This window comes from Pleomorphomonas koreensis DSM 23070 (assembly GCF_000425185.1).
Taxonomy (GTDB): domain Bacteria; phylum Pseudomonadota; class Alphaproteobacteria; order Rhizobiales; family Pleomorphomonadaceae; genus Pleomorphomonas; species Pleomorphomonas koreensis.
This window is the reverse complement of the sequence record NZ_AULH01000019.1, coordinates 24,937-46,400: the sequence shown is the minus strand read 5'-3', so window position 1 is coordinate 46,400 and position 21,464 is coordinate 24,937. Positions and strand designations below refer to the sequence as shown.

25 protein-coding genes are annotated in these 21,464 nt (G+C 67.6%); 14 read left to right on the top strand and 11 right to left on the bottom strand.

What is annotated here, in order from left to right; genetic code table 11:
* Window positions 1-86 precede the first annotated feature (86 nt).
* The 5 genes from lgt to H512_RS0116195 all read left to right on the top strand — a co-directional run bounded on the left by lgt (window position 87) and on the right by H512_RS0116195 (window position 4,696).
* Window positions 87-935: a prolipoprotein diacylglyceryl transferase gene (gene lgt / locus H512_RS0116215; RefSeq protein ID WP_026784336.1), complete on the top strand. Its 849-nt coding sequence runs from the start codon at window positions 87-89 to the stop codon at window positions 933-935.
* A complete protein-coding gene (locus H512_RS0116210) occupies window positions 932-2,005 on the top strand; it encodes a class I SAM-dependent methyltransferase (RefSeq protein ID WP_026784335.1) in 1,074 nt (357 codons plus the stop codon). The genes lgt and H512_RS0116210 overlap by 4 nt, the downstream gene beginning before the upstream one ends.
* A gap of 96 nt (window positions 2,006-2,101) precedes the next feature.
* Window positions 2,102-2,872 carry a peptidoglycan editing factor PgeF gene (pgeF, locus tag H512_RS0116205; protein WP_026784334.1) on the top strand — a complete coding sequence of 257 codons (771 nt, stop codon included), beginning with the start codon at window positions 2,102-2,104 and terminating at the stop codon, window positions 2,870-2,872.
* Between the two features lie 108 nt (window positions 2,873-2,980).
* Complete coding sequence (locus H512_RS24460; RefSeq protein ID WP_053239960.1) at window positions 2,981-3,613, top strand: hypothetical protein; 633 nt, start codon at window positions 2,981-2,983, stop codon at window positions 3,611-3,613.
* Between the two features lie 150 nt (window positions 3,614-3,763).
* The gene (locus H512_RS0116195; RefSeq protein ID WP_026784333.1) at window positions 3,764-4,696 is read left to right on the top strand and encodes a ribose-phosphate pyrophosphokinase; all 933 of its coding nucleotides are present in this window, start codon (window positions 3,764-3,766) and stop codon (window positions 4,694-4,696) included.
* Window positions 4,697-4,765: 69 nt separating this feature from the next.
* Here H512_RS0116195 and H512_RS0116190 read toward each other — a convergent pair whose 3' ends face one another.
* Both H512_RS0116190 and H512_RS0116185 read right to left on the bottom strand, forming a co-directional pair.
* Complete coding sequence (locus H512_RS0116190) at window positions 4,766-5,977, bottom strand: AGE family epimerase/isomerase (protein WP_026784332.1); 1,212 nt, start codon at window positions 5,975-5,977, stop codon at window positions 4,766-4,768.
* Window positions 5,978-6,077: 100 nt separating this feature from the next.
* Window positions 6,078-6,590: a hypothetical protein gene (locus H512_RS0116185; RefSeq protein WP_156899538.1), complete on the bottom strand. Its 513-nt coding sequence runs from the start codon at window positions 6,588-6,590 to the stop codon at window positions 6,078-6,080.
* A gap of 276 nt (window positions 6,591-6,866) precedes the next feature.
* Between H512_RS0116185 and H512_RS0116180 the strand changes: the two genes are divergently transcribed.
* The 4 genes from H512_RS0116180 (at window position 6,867) to H512_RS27080 (ending at window position 9,856) form a co-directional block, all read left to right on the top strand.
* Window positions 6,867-7,481 carry a 50S ribosomal protein L25/general stress protein Ctc gene (locus H512_RS0116180; RefSeq protein ID WP_026784330.1) on the top strand — a complete coding sequence of 205 codons (615 nt, stop codon included), beginning with the start codon at window positions 6,867-6,869 and terminating at the stop codon, window positions 7,479-7,481.
* 75 nt (window positions 7,482-7,556) lie between these two features.
* On the top strand, window positions 7,557-8,267 hold the full coding sequence (gene pth / locus H512_RS24455; RefSeq protein ID WP_053239959.1) for an aminoacyl-tRNA hydrolase: 711 nt from the start codon (window positions 7,557-7,559) through the stop codon (window positions 8,265-8,267).
* Window positions 8,268-8,358: 91 nt separating this feature from the next.
* Window positions 8,359-9,453: a redox-regulated ATPase YchF gene (gene ychF / locus H512_RS0116170; protein WP_026784329.1), complete on the top strand. Its 1,095-nt coding sequence runs from the start codon at window positions 8,359-8,361 to the stop codon at window positions 9,451-9,453.
* A 229-nt stretch (window positions 9,454-9,682) separates the two neighbouring features.
* The gene (locus H512_RS27080) at window positions 9,683-9,856 is read left to right on the top strand and encodes a hypothetical protein (protein WP_156899537.1); all 174 of its coding nucleotides are present in this window, start codon (window positions 9,683-9,685) and stop codon (window positions 9,854-9,856) included.
* A gap of 99 nt (window positions 9,857-9,955) precedes the next feature.
* Here H512_RS27080 and fliJ read toward each other — a convergent pair whose 3' ends face one another.
* Both fliJ and fliI read right to left on the bottom strand, forming a co-directional pair.
* On the bottom strand, window positions 9,956-10,366 hold the full coding sequence (gene fliJ, locus H512_RS0116160; protein WP_026784328.1) for a flagellar export protein FliJ: 411 nt from the start codon (window positions 10,364-10,366) through the stop codon (window positions 9,956-9,958).
* Between the two features lie 6 nt (window positions 10,367-10,372).
* A complete protein-coding gene (gene fliI / locus H512_RS24450; protein ID WP_036792194.1) occupies window positions 10,373-11,725 on the bottom strand; it encodes a flagellar protein export ATPase FliI in 1,353 nt (450 codons plus the stop codon).
* Window positions 11,726-12,125: 400 nt separating this feature from the next.
* Between fliI and ctrA the strand changes: the two genes are divergently transcribed.
* Window positions 12,126-12,821 carry a response regulator transcription factor CtrA gene (gene ctrA / locus H512_RS0116150; protein ID WP_026784327.1) on the top strand — a complete coding sequence of 232 codons (696 nt, stop codon included), beginning with the start codon at window positions 12,126-12,128 and terminating at the stop codon, window positions 12,819-12,821.
* 125 nt (window positions 12,822-12,946) lie between these two features.
* Here ctrA and H512_RS0116145 read toward each other — a convergent pair whose 3' ends face one another.
* The gene (locus H512_RS0116145; RefSeq protein ID WP_026784326.1) at window positions 12,947-13,231 is read right to left on the bottom strand and encodes a hypothetical protein; all 285 of its coding nucleotides are present in this window, start codon (window positions 13,229-13,231) and stop codon (window positions 12,947-12,949) included.
* A 263-nt stretch (window positions 13,232-13,494) separates the two neighbouring features.
* Window positions 13,495-13,869 (bottom strand): divalent-cation tolerance protein CutA, encoded by a 375-nt coding sequence (gene cutA / locus H512_RS24445; protein WP_053239958.1) that lies wholly within the window; start codon window positions 13,867-13,869, stop codon window positions 13,495-13,497.
* 209 nt (window positions 13,870-14,078) lie between these two features.
* Here cutA and H512_RS0116135 point away from each other — a divergent pair, with 209 nt between their 5' ends.
* Both H512_RS0116135 and H512_RS24440 read left to right on the top strand, forming a co-directional pair.
* Window positions 14,079-14,864 (top strand): NAD kinase, encoded by a 786-nt coding sequence (locus H512_RS0116135; RefSeq protein ID WP_156899536.1) that lies wholly within the window; start codon window positions 14,079-14,081, stop codon window positions 14,862-14,864.
* Window positions 14,865-14,948: 84 nt separating this feature from the next.
* Complete coding sequence (locus H512_RS24440; protein WP_156899535.1) at window positions 14,949-15,491, top strand: Hpt domain-containing protein; 543 nt, start codon at window positions 14,949-14,951, stop codon at window positions 15,489-15,491.
* Between the two features lie 40 nt (window positions 15,492-15,531).
* On the opposite strand, the gene H512_RS24435 is transcribed toward H512_RS24440, so the two are convergent.
* From H512_RS24435 to H512_RS25925, 4 genes are all read right to left on the bottom strand, one after another.
* Window positions 15,532-16,677 carry a DUF2336 domain-containing protein gene (locus H512_RS24435; protein ID WP_036792212.1) on the bottom strand — a complete coding sequence of 382 codons (1,146 nt, stop codon included), beginning with the start codon at window positions 16,675-16,677 and terminating at the stop codon, window positions 15,532-15,534.
* 169 nt (window positions 16,678-16,846) lie between these two features.
* Window positions 16,847-17,284: a YqaA family protein gene (locus tag H512_RS0116120; RefSeq protein ID WP_026784324.1), complete on the bottom strand. Its 438-nt coding sequence runs from the start codon at window positions 17,282-17,284 to the stop codon at window positions 16,847-16,849.
* 27 nt (window positions 17,285-17,311) lie between these two features.
* On the bottom strand, window positions 17,312-17,434 hold the full coding sequence (locus H512_RS27775) for a hypothetical protein (RefSeq protein WP_281170363.1): 123 nt from the start codon (window positions 17,432-17,434) through the stop codon (window positions 17,312-17,314).
* A gap of 23 nt (window positions 17,435-17,457) precedes the next feature.
* On the bottom strand, window positions 17,458-18,591 hold the full coding sequence (locus H512_RS25925) for a hypothetical protein (RefSeq protein WP_053239956.1): 1,134 nt from the start codon (window positions 18,589-18,591) through the stop codon (window positions 17,458-17,460).
* A 196-nt stretch (window positions 18,592-18,787) separates the two neighbouring features.
* On the opposite strand from H512_RS25925, the gene H512_RS25920 reads away from it, so the two are divergent.
* A complete protein-coding gene (locus H512_RS25920; RefSeq protein WP_156899533.1) occupies window positions 18,788-19,261 on the top strand; it encodes a hypothetical protein in 474 nt (157 codons plus the stop codon).
* A gap of 108 nt (window positions 19,262-19,369) precedes the next feature.
* Window positions 19,370-20,674, top strand: a complete 1,305-nt coding sequence (locus H512_RS0116100) for a hemolysin family protein (RefSeq protein ID WP_026784322.1) — start codon at window positions 19,370-19,372, stop codon at window positions 20,672-20,674.
* A gap of 188 nt (window positions 20,675-20,862) precedes the next feature.
* Here H512_RS0116100 and H512_RS24420 read toward each other — a convergent pair whose 3' ends face one another.
* Window positions 20,863-21,300, bottom strand: a complete 438-nt coding sequence (locus tag H512_RS24420; RefSeq protein ID WP_053239955.1) for a MarR family transcriptional regulator — start codon at window positions 21,298-21,300, stop codon at window positions 20,863-20,865.
* Window positions 21,301-21,464: the final 164 nt, after the last annotated feature.

The window sequence follows — 21,464 nt, the reverse complement described above, 5'->3', positions numbered from 1 at the left end:
CAGCTTGACGACGGGCTGAACGCCCATCAATCCTCGGCGGCGGGGATTTCGCGGCGCGCCCGCCGCCGCCCGCCAGAAGGACCACGATGCCGTTTCTCGCCCTGCCCTTCCCGCCGATCAGCCCCGTCCTCGTCGAACTCGGACCGGTGTCGATCCGCTGGTACGGGCTCGCCTACGTCGCCGGTCTGGTGTTCGGCTGGTGGTACATCATCCGCATGGTCGAGGCCGACCGGCTGTGGAACGGCCTCAAGCGGCCGAAGGCCACCGACATCGACGACCTGCTGGTCTGGATGACGCTCGGCGTCGTGCTGGGCGGCCGCATCGGCTACATCCTGTTCTACAATTTCGACGCCTATCTCGAAAATCCCTTCGAGATCCTGCGCATCTGGCACGGCGGCATGTCGGTGCACGGCGGCTTCATCGGCACGGCGCTCGCCCAGTATCTGTTCGCCCGCCGGCGCGGCCTCAACGTGCTCACCGTGTTCGACCTGACGGCCGCCGCCGCGCCGGTCGGCCTGTTCTTCGGCCGCCTCGCCAACTTCGTCAACGGCGAGTTGTACGGCCGCGTCACCGACGTGCCCTGGGCCTTCGTCTTTCCCAATTCCGACGGCCTGCCCCGCCACCCGAGCCAGCTCTACGAGGCCGGGCTCGAAGGGCTGCTGCTGTTCGCCCTGTTGACGCCGCTGGTCTGGAAAGGCGGCATCCTCAGGCGGCCGGGCCTCGCCGTCGGCATCTTCGGCCTCGTCTACGCCGCCGCCCGCATCCTGGTCGAGACGGTGCGCGAGCCCGACCCGCAGGTCGGCTTCCTCTTCGGCGGCTTCCTCACCATGGGCATGCTGCTGTCGCTGGTCACCGCCCTCGTCGCCGCAACGCTGATCGCGCTGGCGCTCTCCGGCCGGACCGGCAGCGCGCCCGGCCGGGAGCCGACGTCGTGAGCGGCCTCGCCGGCAAGCTCGCCCGGCTGATCGCCGCCGTCGGCCCGATCTCGGTCGCCGACTACATGAGCCTGGTACTGTCCGACCCCGAGCACGGCTACTACACCACCCGTACCGCCATCGGCCTCGACGGCGACTTCATCACCGCGCCGGAGATCAGCCAGATGTTCGGCGAGCTGATCGGCATCTGGTGCGTCGCCACCTACGAGGCGCTCGGCCGGCCGAAGCGGCTGACGCTGGTCGAGCTGGGGCCGGGCCGCGGCACGCTGATGGCCGACCTCTTGCGCGCCGGCCGCATCGATCCCGGTTTCGCCCGCGCCGTCGAGGTGCATCTGGTCGAGATCAGCCCGGAGCTGCGCCGCCGCCAGGCCGAGCGCCTCGCCGGCCTCGCCAGCCCGGTTTGGCACGACCGCATCGACGACCTGCCGGCCGGACCGCTGATCGTCGTCGCCAACGAGTTCTTCGACGCCCTGCCGATCCGCCAGTTCATGCGCACCGGCCGCGGCTGGCGCGAGCGGGTCGTCGGCCTCGACGCGGACGGCAACCTCGCCTTCGGCATCGGCGCCGCCGCGCCCGATCCGGCGCTGCTGCCGGCCGGCGCCCTCGAGGCGCCGGAAGGCGCGGTAGCCGAAATCAACCGGCCGGCCGAGGCGATCGTCGAGACGCTCGCCCACCGCCTCGTCCAGCATGGCGGCGCCGCGCTGATCTTCGACTACGGCCACCTCAGGAGCGGCTTCGGCGAGACGTTGCAGGCGGTGCGCGCCCATCGCTACGCCGATCCGCTGCGCCAGCCCGGCGAATGCGACCTCACCGCCCACGTCGATTTCGACCGTCTCGCCCGCGCCGCCGCCGCCGGCGGCGCCGCCGTGCTCGGACCGGTGACGCAGGGCGATTTCCTGCTGGCGGTCGGCCTCGCCGAGCGGGCCGGCGCGCTCGGCGCCGGCAAGGACGCCGCCGGGCAGCAGGCCATCGTCGCCGCCGTCGAGCGGCTGGCCGGCCCGGAGGAAATGGGCACGCTGTTCAAGGCGATGGCGCTGACCCATCCGCCGATGCCGCTGCCGGGGTTCTGATTTCATCTTCTTTTCAGGCGCCCGCCCGAAAATGGTCGAGATTGCATCGTCCCTTGGCGACGAACCCACCGTCCGAATGCCTTCCGGAACACATCGATGATCGTCCGCTCGCCCGTCCTCTCGGCTCTCCCCGGCATTCGCCACGGCTGGTTCACCCGCGAGGGCGGCGTGTCGGGCGGTCCCTACAGCAGCCTCAACACCGGCTACGGCTCGCAGGACGACCGCGCCAACGTCACCGAGAATCGCGGCCGCATCGCCGATGCCATCGGCGTCCGCCGCGACCGGCTGGTGACGCTCTACCAGGTACACTCTCCCGACGTCGTCGAGGTCACCGAGCCCTGGGCCTGGCAGGACAACCCGGAGGCCGACGCCCTCGTCACCCGCCGGCCCGGCATCGCGCTGGGCACCAGCCACGCCGACTGCGGTCCGGTGCTGTTCGCCGACGCCGAAGCGCGCGTCATCGGCGCCGCCCACGCCGGCTGGAAAGGCGCCTTCACCGGCGTGCTGGAGGCGACCGTCGACGCCATGGTCCGGCTCGGCAGCCGGCGCGGCGACATCATGGCCTGCCTCGGCCCGACCATTTCCGCCGCCGCCTACGAGGTCGGCCCGGAGTTCGTCGCCCGCTTCCGCGACGCCGGCGAGGCGATCGACCGCTGGTTTACGCCGTCTGAGCGGGCCGGCCACGCCATGTTCGACCTGCCGGGCTACATCGTCTTCCGACTGGAGCGGGCCGGTGTGCTCGTCACCGACCTCGGCCTCTGCACATTCTCCGACGAGGCGCGCTTCTTCTCCTACCGCCGCATGACGCTCAACCGCGAGCCCGACTACGGCCGGCACCTGGCGGCGATCGCCATCGAGGGCGGCTGACGCCCCTCCCTCAACCAAGGGATAGGAAACGCGAAAACGGTTTTCAGGCGGACGGAAAAATGCTCTAACGGCACACGCCATAGCATGTGATTTGCCGGGAGGCGATGGATGGGTTTTCTGAGCGGAACGAAGCGCGCCGGATCGTTCCGGCTGCCGGGCGTGCTCTGCGTCGCCCTTCTCGCCTCCGTGCTCGCCGCCTGCCAGTCGTCCGAATCCGCCCGCTCGAAGCCGGTGGCCACCGCCGGACCGACCGTGCCGGCGCCGCCCGGGGCGACGCTGCCGGCCGTGCCGGCCGTGCCGGCCGCCGTCGCCACCTTCTCCTTCGACCAGATCAAGGGCGTGCCGACCAACAAGCAGGACATACTGGCCCGGTCGATCGCCAAATACGCCCAGACGCGCAACCTGCATCTGGTGCGCCGCGCCGACGCCACCGCCACGTACCACGTCTGGGGCTATCTCTCCGCCGTCGGCGGCGACGTCGGCACCAACGTCACCTATGTCTGGGACATTCTCGACCAGACCGGCAACCGCGTGCTGCGCTTCTCCGGCATCGAGATCACCGGGGCGGCCGACGCCGACCCGTGGGCCAGCGTCGACGCCGGCGTGCTCGACACCATCGCCGCCCGCACCGTCGAGGACGTCTACGCCTGGATCAACCGCCTGCCCCAGCCGTCCGCCGCCGGAGCGCCGGCCGCCTCGGCGGGCGCCGCTGTGGGAACGTTGCCCGCCGGCACGCTCTGAGCCTTGCGGAACGCAAGCCGGCTAGGATTCGCGTCATCGCGTGTTTACGCGACGGTGCGGCACTGCTAAAAGGCGCGCGAAACCAGCCAGCCGGTCGCCGCTCCCGTCCTCTCATGGGGGCGGCGAGGTCTTTTCGCGAGGTCGACGTTCATGAAACTTGTCGCTGGAAACTCCAATCCGAAGCTGGCCGAGCAGGTCTCCGAATATCTGGAGCGGCCGCTCACCAAGACCTCGGTCCGGCGCTTCGCCGATCAGGAGATCTTCGTCGAGATCCTGGAGAACGTACGCGGCGAGGACGCCTTCGTCCTCCAGTCGACGAGCTACCCGGCCAACGACAACCTGATGGAACTGCTGATCATCACCGACGCGCTGCGCCGCTCGTCGGCCAAGCGCATCACCGCCGTGCTGCCCTATTTCGGCTATGCCCGCCAGGACCGCCGCTCGCAGGGTCGCACGCCGATCTCCGCCAAGCTGGTCGCCAATCTGATCACCAACGCCGGCGTCGACCGCGTGCTGACGCTCGACCTGCACGCCGGCCAGATCCAGGGCTTCTTCGACATCCCCACCGACAACCTGTTCGCAGCCCCGGTGTTCGTGCGCGACATCAAGGAGCGCTACGCCACCGACAACGTGGTGATCGTGTCGCCGGACGTCGGCGGCGTGGTGCGTGCCAGGGCGCTGGCCAAGCGCATCGACGCGCCGCTGGCCATCGTCGACAAGCGCCGCGAGCGGCCCGGCGAATCGGAGGTGATGAACATCATCGGCGCCGTCGAGGGCCGCGACTGCATCCTGGTCGACGACATCGTCGATTCCGGCGGCACGCTGTGCAACGCCGCCGACGCGCTGCTGATGAAAGGCGCGAAATCGGTCACCGCCTATGCGACGCACGGCGTGCTGACCGGCGGCGCCATCGCCCGCATCACCGCCTCGCACCTCAAGGAAATGGTGTTCACCAACTCCATCCAGCCGACCGAGGACTTCGAGGCCAGCCCCAAGCTCAGGTGGATCTCCATCGCCCCGCTGATCGGCGAGGCCATCTCGCGCACCGCCTCGGAGCAGTCGGTGTCGAGCCTGTTCATCTGAGGCGCTCACGCCCCACGCCGCCCGGAACAGCCGCGTCACTGCGGCTGTTTTCATATCCAGCCGGAGCCCTCACCCCGCAAGCCGCTCGATCATCTCGAAGCAGGCGCGGGCATTGTGGTAGGGGCACTTCCAGGGACCGGCGAGGCAGGCGTCGGCATCCTCGGCCGCCGTGCAGGGCCGGCCATCCGGCCTGAGCTTGGCGTGCCATTCGCCGTGCTGCCGATCGACCACCCTGTCGCGGATGAAGGCCCAGACCTCGGCCGCCGCCGTTCGGAAGGTCGCGTCGCCGGTCATCTGATAGGCATTGTAGAAGCCGACCAGCGCCTCGGCCTGCGGCCACCAGTGCTTGTTGGCATCGACGAGGCGGCCGTCGTGATCGGCCTCGTAGTAGAGGCTGCCGTCGCTGTCGCGGCCCTCGGCGAGCGTCCGCTCGGCCATCAGCACGGCGACGGCCCTGACGCGGGCGAGCAGCGCCGCGTCGCCCAGCACCTCGGCCGCCTCGACCAGCAGCCAGCTTCCCTCGATGTCGTGGCCATAGGAGACGTGGCCGTCGAGCGGCCGCCAGTCCCTGTCGAAGAACAGCCGGAAATGGTCGGTGCGGTTGTCGACGATGCGGTCGAGCGTGACGGCGATCAGCGCCGCCTGCCGCCCCTCAAGCTCCGGATCGCGCCATACCCGCAGGAGGTTGGTATAGGCTTCCATCACGTGGAGATGGGTGTTCATCGATTTGGGGCTGTTGAGATCCTTGTCGGAGAGGCGCATGTCGTCGAGCGGCTGCCAGGCGCGGTCGAGCGCCTCGATGTAGCCGCCGCCTGCCCGGTCGGCGGCATGCTGTTCGATCAGCCGATAGAGGCCGATGGCCAGGTCGAGGCTGTCGCCGCTGCCGGTGGCGCGGGCGTGCTCGGACAGGGCGTAGATGCCGAAGGCCTGGGCGTAGATCTGCTTGCGGTCGGAGAGCGGCAGTCCATCGGCGTCGAGCAGCCAGTAGAGGCCGCCATGCGCCTCGTCGAGGAAATGCCGCTTCAGATAGTCGAAAGCCCAGTCGGCGGTCGCCCGATAGCCGTCGCCGAGCAGCCGCGTTGCCGTGGCAAAGGTCCAGAGAATGCGGGCGTTGACCACCGAGGAGCGCGGCGCGGCCGGATCGACGACGCCGTCGCAGCCGGCGGCGCCGAAGAAGCCGCCTTCCGGATCGCGCATCCGGCCCTGCCAGAAGGGCAGGATGTTGCCGGTAAGCTCGGCGCGGATTTCCGTCGCCCAGGCCCCGTTGTCGCTTTCCGCCATCGCCTCGTCGCTCCTGTCCAGCCGCTCCGTCCGTCCTAAACGTTTTCGGATGGATTTCCAGCCCCGACCGGAAAGCCGCTACGGCAATGGCTGAAGCCGCTCAGTGCGTCACCGCCGACTGGAACAGGACGTAATTCTTCCTGGCCTGCTGGTAGTTTATGGCCGAACTGACGATGGTGATGAGGAAATGGCCACCGGAACCGGGCGGCAGGCGCTCGGACATGAAACCACAATGAAAGAAATCGGCGACGAAGCCTTCAGCCGGCGTTGGCCGGTAATGGGTTGGCCGCCCTTTTCGATCGATGGCGGCCGGATATTCGCAGGAGTCGTAACTGCCGATGCTCCGGCATTTGATCGGCAGACGCGGCTCATTTTGTCTGGCGCGGATTTCGGCTTTGGTCGGTGCCGGCAGGTCATGCATATGCAGGCTGACGATCGAGCCTTTCCCGCAGATCTTGGGCGACATGCAGTAGAAGAAGATGGTTCCCGTTTCCCGCATCGTGGTCGACCAGCCCTGGAATTTCTCCGAAGGTACCGGCGGCGGGTCTTTGGCGAGGGCTGGAAAGACGGCGAAAAGACAGAGGAGCGCAAAAGCTGCATCAAGGAATTTCATATCGGGCTCGTGCGGAAGCAGCGCTTTTAGCGGGACATTTGTAACCGGGAGTAGAGGGTGAATCCATCCACGACCTTTGTCGAGGCTATACCTGCCTCCCACAACGCCCCTGCCCGACAAGGCCCATATCTCCCTGAAATCCCCGCCTTCCCTTGCCTTCTCCGGCCGTTTCCGCTATAGCGCGCCCATCCGCGCCGACCCCCCTGGAGGGAGCGCCGGATCGGCGTCGGCCGCGTGGCCGCCGCTGCCAGCAATCCGATTATGAAAGCACGAGAAATGGCTCAGACCTACGAGCTCGTCGCCTCGCTGCGCGACCGGGTGGGAAAGGGGTCCGCCCGCACCCTGCGCCGTGAGGGCAAGACGCCCGCCGTCGTCTATGGCGACAAGCAGCCGCCGCTGTCGATCGCGGTCGACACCAAGGAAACCTTCCTCAAGCTGCACGCCGGCGGCTTCCTGACCCACGTCGCCACCCTCAAGGTGGACGGCCAGGAGATCAAGGTCCTGCCGCGCGACTACCAGCTCGACCCGGTGACCGACACCCTCGTCCACGTCGACTTCATCCGCGTTTCCGACACCACCAAGCTGACCGTCAACGTGCCGGTGCACATCGTCGGCCAGGACAAGTCGCCGGGCATCCGCCGCGGCGGCGCGCTGACCATCGCCGCCCACGAAGTGGCGCTGCAGGTCTCGGCCAACGCCATTCCCGAGTTCCTGACGGTCGATGTCGGCGGCCTCGACATCGGCGACGCCGTGCACATCTCCGCCGTCGCGCTGCCGGAAGGCGCCAAGCTGGTCGACCACGACGACTTCGCCGTCGCCACCGTGGCCGGTTCGGCCGCCTCCGCTTCGGAAGAAGCGGCCGAGGCCGCCGCCGAGGCGCCCAAGGCCTGATCGCAACGGCCCTTGGGCTGACGTTCGGGGTTCCGGTCTCGCGGCCGGAACCCCTGATCATTTCGGGAGGGGCGCTTGCTCATCATCGCGGGTCTCGGCAATCCCGGCGCCAAATATGCGTCGAACCGCCACAACATCGGCTTCATGGCGGCCGACGTCATCCACACGCGCCACCGCTTCCCCGCCTGGCGGAAGAACTTCCAGGCCGAAGTGTCGGAAGGGTTGATCGACGGCGAGCGCGTGCTGCTGATGAAGCCGCAGACCTACATGAACGAGAGCGGCCGCTCGGTGGGCGACGCTGTCCGCTTCCTCAAGCTTGCGCCGTCCGACGTCGTGGTCATCCACGACGAACTCGACCTGCCGCCCGGCAAGCTCAGGATGAAGGTCGGCGGCGGCCACGGCGGCCACAACGGCCTGCGCTCGATCTCCTCGCAGATCACCGACGGCTACCGCCGCATGCGCCTCGGCATCGGCCATCCCGGCGACAAGGCGCTGGTCCACGCCCACGTGCTCTCCGATTTCGCCAAGGCCGACCGCGACTGGCTGGTGCGCCTCCTCGACGCCATCGCCGACAACGCCGGCGAGCTGACCAAGGGCGCCGACAACACCTTCGCCAACCGCGTCCACCTCGTCACCGAGCCGAAGGCCGAGCGGAAACCGAAGGCGGACGCCAAGACGGACGGCAGTCCGGCCGCGCCGGCCGACACACCCCCGGCCGAACCTCCGCCGAAGAACGCCATGGCGGCGGTGCTGCGCAGCCTGCTCGCCCAGAAGACCCGGCGCTAACCGGACCTCCGGGACAATTTCCTTGACGGACGGCGACGGGCTTCCCTAACACCTCGGCCAACCTCTCGCTCCAGACGAAAGTCAGATCACCATGGGTTTCAAGTGCGGCATCGTCGGCCTGCCCAACGTCGGCAAGTCCACGCTCTTCAACGCGCTCACCAAGACCGCCGCCGCCCAGGCGGCCAACTATCCCTTCTGCACCATCGAGCCGAACACCGGCGAGGTGGCGGTGCCCGATCCGCGCCTTGTCGCCTTGGCCGACAAGGCCAAGTCGGCGCAGATCGTGCCGACCCGCATCACCTTCGTCGACATCGCCGGCCTGGTGCGCGGCGCCTCCAAGGGCGAGGGCCTCGGCAACCAGTTCCTCGGCAACATCCGCGAGGTCGACGCCATCGTCCACGTGCTGCGCTGCTTCGAGGATGGCGACATCACCCATGTCGAGGGCCGCATCGATCCGGTCAGCGACGCCGAAACGGTGGAAACCGAGCTGATGCTCGCCGACCTCGACAGCCTCGAACGCCGCGTCGTGCCGCTCAGGAAGCGTGCCCAGGGCGGCGACAAGGACATCAAGGAGCAGGTCGAGCTGATGGACCTGGCGCTAGAGGCGCTGCGCGACGGCCGGCCGGCCCGCACCGCCGTTGTCCCCAAAGGCTCGGAAGCCGGCTTCGCGGCGCTCAACCTTTTGACCGCCAAGCCGGTGCTCTACGTCTGCAACGTCGAGGAAGCGGCCGCCGCCACCGGCAACAGCCAGTCGGCGCGCGTCTTCGAGATGGCCGACAAGCAGGGAGCGAAGGCCGTTGTCATCTCGGCGGCCATCGAGGCGGAAGTCGCCCAGCTCGACGACGCCGAGCAGAAGGAATTCCTGGAGACCCTCGGCCTCGACGAGCCCGGCCTCGACCGGCTGATCCGCGCCGGCTACGACCTGCTCGGCCTGATCACCTATTTCACTGCCGGCCCCAAGGAGGCCCGCGCCTGGACGATTCCGAAGGGCACCAAGGCGCCGCAGGCGGCCGGCGTCATCCACACCGATTTCGAGCGTGGCTTCATCCGCGCCCAGACCATCGCCTTTGAGGACTACATCGCCTACGGCGAGGTGAAGGCCAAGGAACTCGGCAAGGCGCGTGACGAAGGCAAGGAATACGTCGTGGCAGACGGCGACGTCATGCTGTTCAAGTTCAATACCTGATCGCCCCGCCTTCGCCACATTTCTGACGCCGCCGTGGAACTTCCGCGGCGGCGTTTGCGTTTTGTCTCGGTCTCCCATTGGCGTTTTCGACCGAAACACCGCGTTAACCGTTCCTTTACCGGGATGAACCCTGGATGAACGGCGGGTTCGGGGGCCGTTCAAGCCGGCGGCAATAAGGTGACATCATGGCGCGGAAGGGGCCGCGCCACTGGAACAAGGGCAGCACGCCATGGCCCGCAGAACCAAACTCGTCAGTTGGATCGTCATCGCGCTGGTGGCGCTGACCACCGTTGTCGCCGCCCGCACCCTGCCGGTGCGGGTGTGGCCGGGCGCCTTTTCCGTCACGGTCGAAATCTCGGCAACGGCCGGTGCCGGCGTCGCCACCGTCTGGCAGGCGCCCTGAGCCCGCCGATCCGCGCCGGCTGAAACGAAGAAGGCGGACATGCTCCCGCATGCCCGCCGCAAATCCGGGTTCCTGGCCACCGTCCGGCAGCGGACGGCGTCAGGCGTGATAGGAGCGCCGCGCCGCCACCTCGTCGAGCGCATCCTGCTCGGCGGCATCCTGGGCGGTCCGCTCGCGCAACTGGTCGCGCTCTTCCAGGAGTTCGATCTTCTTCATCTCCTCCACCGCCTCGCTGAGCGCCGCCTGCGCCGCGTCGAGCTGGCCGCGGAGATCATTGGCCGACCCCATGAGGTTGTCGCGCCGGGTCATCGCCGCCTTGGCGAAGGTCGGATAGGCGAAATGGGTAATGTCGGTGATGCCGGTGCGTTTCTGCTCGGTGAGAATCTGCTCGTCCAGCTCGGCGGCCATGCGCTCGAACTCGGCGATCATCATTTCGATCTGCATCACCTGCCGACGCTTCTCGTCGACCTGGAACCGCTTGAGCCGGATGAGACTGTTGCGCGACTTCATGTGAGTTTACTCCCCGGAATGCGTGTATCGTAGACCGACAGTGCTTTCCAAAAGGTGAGCAAGATCGCGATAGCCGTCGTGCCGGCGGGTGCACTCACCCTTTCCCTGCGTCAGGAAGGCTTCGAGCGGGCCGGAGACGTCGATCGACTGGTCGACCTCCGGGTTGCTGCCGCGCCGGTAGGCGCCGAGGCGGATCAGCTCCTCCATGTCGGCGAAGGTGGCCATCAGGCGCTTGGCATCGCGAATCATCGGCCGGATCTCCTCCTCGACGCAGCCGGGCATGGTGCGCGACACCGTCTTCAGGACGTTGACCGCCGGATAGCGGCCGCGCTCGGCGATCGCCCGCTCCATGACGATGTGACCGTCGAGAATGCCGCGCACCGCGTCGGCCACCGGCTCGTTGTGGTTGTCGCCGTCGACCAGCACGGTGAACAGGCCGGTGATGGTACCGCCGCCCACCGGACCGGGGCCGGCGCGCTCCAGGAGGCGCGGCAGTTCGGCGAACACCGTCGGCGTGTAGCCCTTGGAGGTCGGCGGCTCGCCGGCCGACAGGCCGATCTCGCGCTGGGCCATGGCGAAGCGCGTCACCGAATCCATCAGGCAGAGCACGTCCTGCCCGGCGTCGCGGAAGTGCTCGGCGATGGTCAGCGTCAGATAGGCGGCCTGCCGCCGCATCAGCGCCGTCTCGTCGGAGGTGGCGACCACCACCACCGAGCGGGCGAGGCCGTCCTCGCCGAGGTCGTCCTCGATGAACTCCTGCACCTCGCGGCCGCGCTCGCCGACCAGGCCGATCACCGACACGTCGCAGGCCGTGTAGCGGGCCAGCATCGACAGGAGAACCGACTTGCCGACGCCCGAGCCGGCGAAGATGCCCATGCGCTGGCCACGGCAGCAGGTGGCGAAAGTATTGAGCACGCGCACGCCGAGGTCGATCGGCTCTCCCACCCGCGCCCGCTCGGCCGCCTGGGGCGGCGAGGCGCGGAGCGGCATCTCCGTCGGGCCGGACGGTAGCGGCCCCTTGCCGTCGATCGGCTCGCCGAAGGCGTTGACCACCCGGCCGAGCCAGCCGTCGGACGGCCGCACCGACGCCGAGGCGGCGACGATGGTCGCCTTGGCGCCGAGCCGCACGCCCTCCATCGAGGCGAACGGCAGGCAGAGCGCCCGGCCGTCGCGGAAGCCGACCACCTCGACCGGCACCTGGGCGCCGCCGAAGCCGGAGACCGACAGCCGGGCGCCGACGCTCATCTCTTCCACCGGGCCGGCCACCTCCACCAGCATGCCCTGCACGCTGGAAACGCGCCCGTAGATTTCCAGCGGGCGGAGGGCGGCGATTTCGGCGGCGAGCCGGTCGAGCGACATGGCTGTGGTTTCCGGGCAAATGTTTCCGCGATGATTCGGATTTGCCCGGAGAGTGTAACGCTTCGTTAAGGTCCGGCGTTAATACTTTGCTTAAGGATGCAAGGGCGCCCGGCGCCGGCAAAAAGGGTGTGGACAAGGAATCTTCATGGAGTCGGCAGAATCGCTTAGACAAATTTCTTAATTTGCTGGGTGAGGACAACCGAAGCCGATTTCTCGTTGATTCTGAATGGCCTGCCCGGACTTTTGTCGGATTTCCCTTAAAAGGCTTGCGGCCGAGAATCATTGTTTGTTAACCATTCGGCACTAGCCTTGGCTCCGATAGCTTATGTCCGGCGGAAGACCGGATTTGCGCTTCCGACAGAAGGTCGGGCCCAAGGCCCTAGAAAAAGGGGATAACGGAATGCGAGTTTTGCTGATCGAGGACGACAGCGCGACCGCACAGAGCATCGAGCTGATGCTGAAGTCCGAGAGCTTCAACGTCTATACGACGGACCTTGGCGAGGAAGGAATCGACCTCGGCAAGCTCTACGACTACGACATCATCCTCCTGGACCTTAACCTTCCGGACATGTCCGGCTATGAGGTGCTCAGGACTCTGCGCGTATCGAAGGTCAAGACGCCGATCCTGATCCTGTCCGGCCTCGGCAACATCGAGGACAAGGTGCGCGGTCTCGGCTTCGGCGCCGACGACTACATGACCAAGCCGTTCCACAAGGACGAGCTGATCGCCCGCATCCATGCCATCGTCCGCCGCTCCAAGGGCCATGCCCAGTCGGTGATCGTCACCGGCGACCTGATCGTCAACCTCGACACCAAGACCGTCGAGGTCAACGGCAACCGCGTGCATCTGACCGGCAAGGAATATCAGATGCTGGAGCTGCTCTCTCTGCGCAAGGGGACGACGCTCACCAAGGAGATGTTCCTCAACCATCTCTACGGCGGCATGGACGAGCCCGAGCTGAAGATCATCGACGTGTTCATCTGCAAGCTTCGCAAGAAGCTCGCCAACGCCACCGACGGCCGCAACTACATCGAGACGGTCTGGGGTCGCGGCTACGTCCTGCGCGAGCCCGACGAGATCCAGGAAGCGGTCTGAACGAACTTCCATCGACGAGCGGCGGCGCGTTCCACCCCTTTTCGCGCCGTCCGTCATGTTGCCCCGGTCTTCGCGCCGGGGCTTTTTGTTTTTCAAGGACCGATCTGTCGGAGTTGAACTGGGGCCTATTTGTTTTCCAGGAAAATCTGTTCGCGCAAGAAGACAAACAAGCCACGCACGTTGACGAATATGATGACGGCAAACCAGCTCAAGTTTAGACAGATGATCGCCGACGACCAAATCAAGAAAGTAGACCAGGCAGGCAATCCGGCATAACCGGAAAGAAAAATCACTACTCCGGAAACAATCAAAAGCAAGAGTGCAAGCCTAAGGATTCCGCCCCTCCCTGCTGCTATGCATCCACCAAGGGCGGCACTGATGAGGGAGACACCTATCACATACATGAACATGCTGTTTCATCCATGGATTACTTAAATCAGCACGGATCTTGAGATCGAAACCATAGGTTCAGAAAAGGGCCGGACAGCCTGAACGGCTTCGTCACATCGTGACGAAGCGATAGGGAGTAGCCGCGCGAGAACACAACTCTAGGCTAAGTTTCATTCATCATTAGCAATGAAGCGGGTCATGGAATATAGCGTATTTCTACGAAGTGATTAACAAGGTAAACGGGAAGCGTTCAAGTTCGGGCCTTGTCGCAAAACAACCCCTCCTACTCCACCGGCTTGAACCCCTTCGGCAGCGACGTGCTGTCCTCGCCGCCGGTCTCGGCGCGGATCCAGGCGGCGACGCCGCGGCCGGCACCGACCAGCGCCAGCACCTCGATCGCCGGCTGCTGGTAGGGATGGTTGGCGACGATCGCCGTGTAGAGCGATTCCACGAAGTCCTCGCGCGTCTTGAGGGTGAGCAGCACCTCGCTGTCTTCGTTGATCTCGCCCATCCAGCGGTAGATGCTGCGCACCCCCGGCACGACGTTGGCGCAGGCGGCGAGCCGCCGCTCGACGACCAGCCGGCCGATGGCCAGCGCCGTCGCCTCGTCCGGGCAGGTGACGTTGACGAGACGCAGATCCTCGACGGATTTCGACATGGTTCCTCCGGGGCTCTTCCGGCTGCTCGGCATATCGGCGGCCGGCGGGAATCGCAGCCGGCGCCGATACGTTTCCTTTTGCACGGGGCCATGCTAGAGCATATCCCCCGAAAGTGGACCCCCATTTGCGGCGGGCGCCGGCCGGAAGGCCGCGATCCCGAATGTTCCGGCTCGCCGGACGTTCGGCCAGACATGACGCGACGGAACCGATGCCGCAGACCAGACGCGCCTCCTTTGAGCACCTCGCCTTCGTCGCCAGCGATACCACCGAGGCCCGCGACGCTCAGGCACGCCTCATTGCCGAGTACGGCAACGTCGCACCCGAAGACGCCGACACCATCGTGGCGCTGGGTGGCGACGGCTTGATGCTGCAGACGCTGCACCGCTTCATCAACACCGACAAGCCGATCTACGGCCTCAACTGCGGCTCGGTCGGCTTCCTGATGAACGAGTTCCGCGTCGAGGGCCTCCGGGAGCGGCTGGCCGATTCGGTGGTCACCGCCCTGCACCCGCTCGCCATGGAAGCGACGACGGTGACCGGCGACATCCATCTCGCCCACGCCTTCAACGAAGTGTCGATGATGCGGCAGACCTACCAGGCGGCCAAGCTGCGCATCTCCATCGACGACACCGTGCGCCTCGAGGAGATGATCTGCGACGGCGTGCTGGTGTCGACGCCGGCCGGCTCGACCGCCTACAATCTCTCCGCCCACGGCCCCATCCTGCCGATCCACGTGCCGCTTCTCGCCGTCACGCCGATCAGCGCCTTCCGGCCGCGCGGCTGGCGCGGCGCCGTCATCCCCGACCGCTGCGCGATTGCCATCGACGTGCTGGAGAACGAGAAGCGGCCGGTGTCGGTGGCCGCCGACCATCAGGAGGTGCGCGACGTGCTGCGCGTCGCCGTCAAGGCCGACGTGCGCCAGCGCAGCCTGATCCTGTTCGACCGCAACCACGGCTGGGAGGAGCGCGTCCTCACCGAGCAGTTCCGCACCTGACCCCACGCAACGTTTCCTTAAGCGCCGCCGACGACAATCGGCTGTAGCGGCCCGATGGTCGTGCAGTCGACGGAACCCACGCCGATGACCAGACCTTCCGACGCCACCGAATACATCGAGGCCAAGAACGACCTTCGCAAGAAGGTGCGGGAGATCCGCCGTCGTTCGCCGGCCGACGATCCGGTGAAGCGGGCCGAGGCGGCGTTGCAGATCCTGTCGGCGCATTTCGACGACTGGATGCTCGACGAGGTCAAGTCGATGTTCGAGACGCGCGACGCCTGGGCCGCCGTCGATTATCGCGAGGGCGAGGAAAAGCGCGCCTTCCACCGCGCCGTCCACGACATCAAGGGCCAGTCGACGACGCTCGGCTTTCCGCTGGCCACCCGCGTCGCCAGCAGCCTGTGCTCGCTGCTCGAACGCATCACCGACCGCGCCCTGGTGCCGGTCGACCTCGTCAACCAGCACGTCGACTCCATCCGCGCCATCGTCCGCGAGCGCGCCAAGGACGAGCAGAACCGGGTGGGCGCGGCGCTGACGCAGACGCTGCTCGACGTGACGGAAGCCTATCTCGCCCGCCACGGCCACGTCGAGGAAGACGACGACGGCGTCATCATCCGCGATCTCTGACGCGCGGACCGCTCCGCTTTCCGATTGTCGATTTCCCGCCTCAGGCGGCGTCGCGGCGCCGCGACGCCAGCATGTCGCGCGCCGCCGTGCGGGCGCCCTCGGCGGCCAGCCGCCGCAGCATGGCCAGGAGGTCGTCCACCTCGCCCGGCGCGAATTCCTGGTAGCGCGTCAGGATGCGCTCGATCATCCGCCGGCCGAAGCGCGGCTCGTCGCCGTCGCGGCCGTCGTAGTCAAGGTCGCGCCAGACGTCGAGGGCGGCGAGGAAGGCGGCGTGGCTGCGTTCGGGCAGCCCCGCACGACCGAACAGCGCCCTGAGCGCCGCCGGCCGGCCGTCGATCAGCAGCGCGTAGACGCGCGGCGCCGGCAGGCCGGACAGGCGGGCGAGCGCCGCCTCCAGGAAGCGGATGTGGCCCTCGCACATGGCGCGGATGAGCAGCGCCGTGGTGAGCTGCCCCGCTGCCCTCAGGTGCTCGACGAGCGCGACGAGTTCCGCCTCGTCGGCCGAACCGGCCAGGAACACCGTCGCCTTGTCGCAAGCCTCGCGCAGCACCACGCCGGCCCGCTTCGGCGCCATCCAGGCGCGGCCGACCAGGAAGCGGTTCAGCTTTTCGCCCAGCGCCGAGATCAGCGATTGCCGCACGGCGAGCGGCAGGTCGCGGCGGGCGAACAGCGCCTCGCGGACGTCGCCGTCGCCACCCAGCCGGGCGGCGATCGTCGCGAAGGCGTCGCCGTCGAGATCGGCGCCGTCGTTGGCAAGCATGGCCAGAACCGCGCCGCGGTCGCCCTCGGCGGCGATGGCGTCCGCCACCTCGAAGGAAATCCAGGGACGGCTGGCGATCGCCGTCTGGATCGACGGCGCGCCGAGCGCCACCGCGGCCGTGAGTTCGGCGTCGATCAGGCAGGGCGAGCGACGGAAGATCGGCTCGGCGATGGCCGGCAGATCCTGCGACAGGGCGACGATCAGGTGACGCGGCGCCGTCTCGTGGATCGACAGCGCCTCGGAGAGCGCCCGGCGCACGTCCGGCGACGGGTCGTCGACGAGCAGCGTCAGCGTCGCCTCGATCACCTCCCGCCCTTCAAGCGTCAGCTCGCCGTGGACGTAGCTCCTGACCAGCGCCGGCACGGCCGAAGCCCTGGCCGGGGCCGGAGCCTTTTCCATCCAGTCGATGAGCCGAAAACGCCCCATGCGTGACATCCCGTTCCGATGCGGCGCCGGCGCGACGGCACCGGCGACATTGGATGGGATGTTCCCACGCCGACCCTTAAGGATTGGTTCACCATGATCGGCGAGCGAGGCCACCGGTTGGCCGGGCCGCCGGTTTGCCTCTGGCCTCAGCGGCATGATACCGCGCACCCTAAGTCGCGCTCAGGGTTGCCGCCGTCAGCACCAGATAGCGCCCGACCTTGGCGACGGTGACCAGGGCGAGGAAAACGGCAAAGGGCTCCCGTGCCACCCCCGCGACGACGGTGAGCGGATCACCGACGATCGGCATCCAGCTCAGGAGCAGCGACCATTTTCCATAGCGATGGTACCAGCCCTGCGCCCGGTCGATCGCCGCCGGTCCCACCGGAAACCAGCGCCGCTCCCGGAAGCGCTCGACGCCCCGGCCGAGCAGCCAGTTGACGGCCGAGCCGGCCACGTTGCCGATGCTGGCCACGGTGACCAGAGCCCAGACGGGCTGGATATCGGCCAGCAACAGCCCGACCAGCGCCGCCTCCGACTGCATCGGCAGGACAGTGGCGGCGACGAAGGCGGTCAGGAACAGGCCGGTGTAGACGACAAGGTCGATCATGCCGTCGCACCGCGTTGGAAAGTGATCTCAGGCACCGGCAATCGTCACCCGCAGCTTCATCGAGTTGAGAAAGGCAAGGACGCCCGGTCCGGGATGAATGAACGCTGCCTCGATCGGACCGATCCGGCGCATCAGCGCCGCGACGATCATGCCAGGCGAGAGGATGAAAGCCGTCAGCCGTCGTTCAGGAACCTGGCGAGGTCGAGCGGCCCGCTCGTCTTGAAGCCGCGATCGAGGATCTGGCCCGGTTGGCTGGCCCTGAGCGCGGCGCTGGTCTCCCCGGCGTCGGACACCGCGGAGGACAGCGTCGTGCTGTCGTCGGCAAGCGCGGCGTGGAACAGATTGGGCGCCAGGCTGAAGCCCTGCCAGAAGCTGGCGGCGGCGGGGGCGGCCGTGGCGCCGTCGGCGCGATAGATCGCCGCGAAGGCGTTCGACGGGGCCGCCGCCGTCCAGCCGGACGTTGGATCGCCGCCCGACGCGGCGAGCGCCGACAGCGCCGATTCCGCCTCGGCGACGCGCCGCGACGCGCCACCGCCGGTCTCGGCGTCGGTGTAGCCGAGCGCCGGGTCCCAGCGGGTGGCGACGGGCTCCTCCGCCCGGTCGAGCCGGGCGACGACGTGACCGGCGTCGACGGCCACCGGCGCCGCGTCGCCGTGCCGGCTGGTCAGGCTGGCGTAGACCTCGGCCACCGAGCGCTCGCGGCCGTTTTCGTAGAAGATCGCCGGGTTGGCCCGCGCCGCCTGCGGCAACAGGTCGGCGGCGCTCGACGTCGGATCGCTGCCGGCGGCGCCGATCAGCGCCGACGCACCCTTGGCGCCGAGGAAATGGGCGATGTAGAGTTCGCCGGCCGTCGCTTCGCGGCCGATGTCGCTCCTGAGGGATTGGGCATTGCGGCGGGTCAGGGCGCCGGCCATCAGCGAGGAGATCTCCGGATCCTCGCGCAATGCCAGGATCTTCTCGCGCGCCGCGGCATCGGCCACCTTGTAGCGGCCGCTGGCGGTTCTGGTGATCTCGGCGCTGTACTGTCCGAGCCCCAGCGACGGCCCGTCCTCCTTCAGCGTCTGCAGCCAGGTGCTCTCGACGAACTGGAACAGGCCGGTCGCCGACGAGGTCGGCGCCTTGGCATCGGGCTGCAGCGACGACTCGCGCCGCGCCGTGTCGAGGAGATACTGAAAGGACGTGCCGGTACTGTCGCTCGCCGCGTCGAACGCCTGCTCGATACGGTTCGAAATGCCTGTTGACGTGGTCGGCGGCGCCGTCGTCTTCTGCGCCGGCGTCGCGTAGACCCACTGGAAGACCGGATTCATGGGCGTTCCACCAGCAACGGCCGGCCGGCAATCCGCAGGGATCTGGGAAGACGGCGTTGACCAGGCTCGATTAGTCCTTTGTTAAGTATTTTCCGCCGCATTGGTTAAGGATTGGTAAATGTCGCTGGTCTTCCGGTTACTTGACGGAAACATTGGGAAAGACTTGGCAAACCGGCCGGCATTGCTGCGGCCGGTCATGACGGCTGACGACCGGCCGCCCGGCGGCGCTTTCACCGTCGCCACCGCCGATCCGGACAAGGCACGCGCCGCCGTCGAAGCCGGCGCTCGCGGCGTTCTCATGGCGATCACCGACGATTTCGCGCCGGCCGACCGGATGGCCGTGACGTTGTCGGTAGCCGAGGCCGAACTGGGGCTCGCGGACGGCGCTCTCTCGCTGATCGTCGAGATCGCCGGCCCCGGCGGCGCCCTGCGCCTCGCGCACCGCAGCCCCGTGCCGGGGCGGCTCGCCATGCTCGGCATCGATCTCGAAGGCTTCGGCCGCGGCGCGGCGGGCGGCGCCGACGCCCCGCGCCTGACCGCCGCCGGTCTGGTGGCGCTCGCCGCCGCGGCGCACGGCCTGCCCGCCTATCTCCGGGGCAGCGGCAGCCTGATGCCCGACGGCCGCCCGGCCTTCGCCGGTTTCACCCACCTCCTCGTCGCCGGGAACTGACCGGCCGGCAAGAAAGTTGAAGCCTCAATCTAGCGGGAACGCGGAACTCCCTGTATTTTCCGCGGCAATGCAACTTGCGACGGAGCAGCCGGGCGAAGCCCGCACCCCATGGGTTACCTGTTTGAAATCGGCGTCATCTTCATCCTCCTCATCCTGAACGGCCTGTTCGCCATGTCCGAACTGGCGGTGGTGTCCTCCCGCCGTCCCCGCCTCGAAGCGATGGCCTCCAAGGGCTCCAAGGGCGCGGCGACGGTATTGAAGCTCGCCGCCGATCCCGGCCGCTTCCTGTCGTCAGTGCAGATCGGCATCACGCTGGTCGGCATCCTGGCCGGCGCCTATTCGGGCGCCACGCTGTCCGAGCCGCTGTCGCGCCTGCTGCTGTCCTGGGGCGTGTCGGCCTCCGCCGCCTCGCCGCTGTCGATCGCCCTGGTGGTCGGCCTGATCACCTATTTCTCGCTGGTCATCGGCGAACTGGTGCCCAAGCAGATCGCGCTGGCCAACCCCGAGGCCGTTGCCTCGCTGATGGCCCGGCCGATGCTCGGCATCGCCTTCATCGCCGCGCCGGCCGCCTTCGTGCTGGAGCGATCGAGCCGGCTGATCATCGCCTCGCTCGGCCTCAAGGCGACCGGCCAAAGCTCGGTCACCGACGAGGAGATCAAGGCGGTGATCGCCGAGGGCACCAGCTCGGGCATCCTGGAGCCGGAGGAAAAGGAGCTGATGGCCGGCGTCATGCGCCTCGCCGACCGCTCCATCCGCGCCGTGATGATCCCGCGCCCCGACATCACCGGCATCGACCTCGATTGGGACGACCGCCGCATCATCGAGGCGCTCGCCAATTCCTCGCACTCGCGCTATCCGGTGTTCACCGGCTCGATCGACATGGTGCAGGGCGTCATCCAGGCGAAGGACCTCCTCGACCAGCACCTCAAGGGCGAGCCGCTCGACATCCGCAGCCGCATCCGCCAGGTCGACATGGTGCCCGATACCGCCTCGGCGCTCGACGTGCTCGACACGTTGCGCCGCTCGCCGCTGCAAATGGTGATGGTGATCGACGAATACGGCTCGGTCGAGGGCATGGTGACGGCCGCCGACATCCTGACCGCCATCGTCGGCAACCTCGGCGGCGAGCCCAGCGAAGAGGTGAGCGAGATCGTCGAGCGCGTCGACGGCAGCTGGCTGATCGACGCCGACCTCGGCGTCGATCTGGTGGCCGAGAAGATCAACTGCCAGGGACTGAACGATCCCGATCGCGACTACGAGACGCTGGCCGGCTTCGTGCTGTCGGTGACCAAGGCCATCCCGGCCACCGGCGACGTCGTCGACTGGCGCGGCTGGACCTTCGAGATCGTCGACATGGACGGCCGGCGCATCGACAAGGTGCTGGTCACCGCGCCGCAGTCGCCGCAGGGCTGACCGGCGCCATCATCGGGCCTCCACCGGTTCGGCGGCACCGACGCCACCGGCCGCCCCGGCGGAGGTGGTGCCTGCGTGTCTTCCGGGAACACGAACATCATCACGGCCCGCGCAGGCGGGCCGTCACGGGTCGAACCGAAAGCCGGGGAGGCGGCGAGGAGCCGCCGGGCGGAAGCCTGCCGGGACCCTCAGTCGTCGCCGGGCCGGGCGCCGATCTGCTCGACGATGCCGGCGCAGGCGGCGGCGCAGGCGCCCACCGCCTCGCCGCCGACGGCGTCGCACAGACGCCGGACCAGCTCGGCATAGGCCGCCTCGATCGGCGTGATGGTCTTGCAGCCGTAGTCGGTCAGCGACACCAGCGTCTTCCTGAGATCCTCGAACTGCTGGGCGCGGCTGATCAGGTCGCGCGCCTCGAGGTCGCGCAATATGCGCGACAGGCTCGATGCCCTGACGAAGGTGTTGGCAGCCAGCTCGGAGGCGATCATCGGCGAACGCGATTGCAGCTCGTGCAGTACCCGCCATTGCGGCTCGGTGAGGCCGGCCGCCTTCATGCTAGGTCGCAGCATCTCGATAACCGACTCATAGGCCAGGAGGAAGGTTTTCATGAGGTCGGGTTTGGCCGCCACGGCTGCCTCCCCTGCATTTTGACGGACGACGGAAAGGAGGGAACTGGAGACCACTTGCTACAACCTTGGGAGACTCGTGTCGGTTTTATCCTACTATACAACAGGGCCAGAGATTTCAAGTATGCGCATCGCACATATACGGAATAGCTTTTCCACCGCCAAAG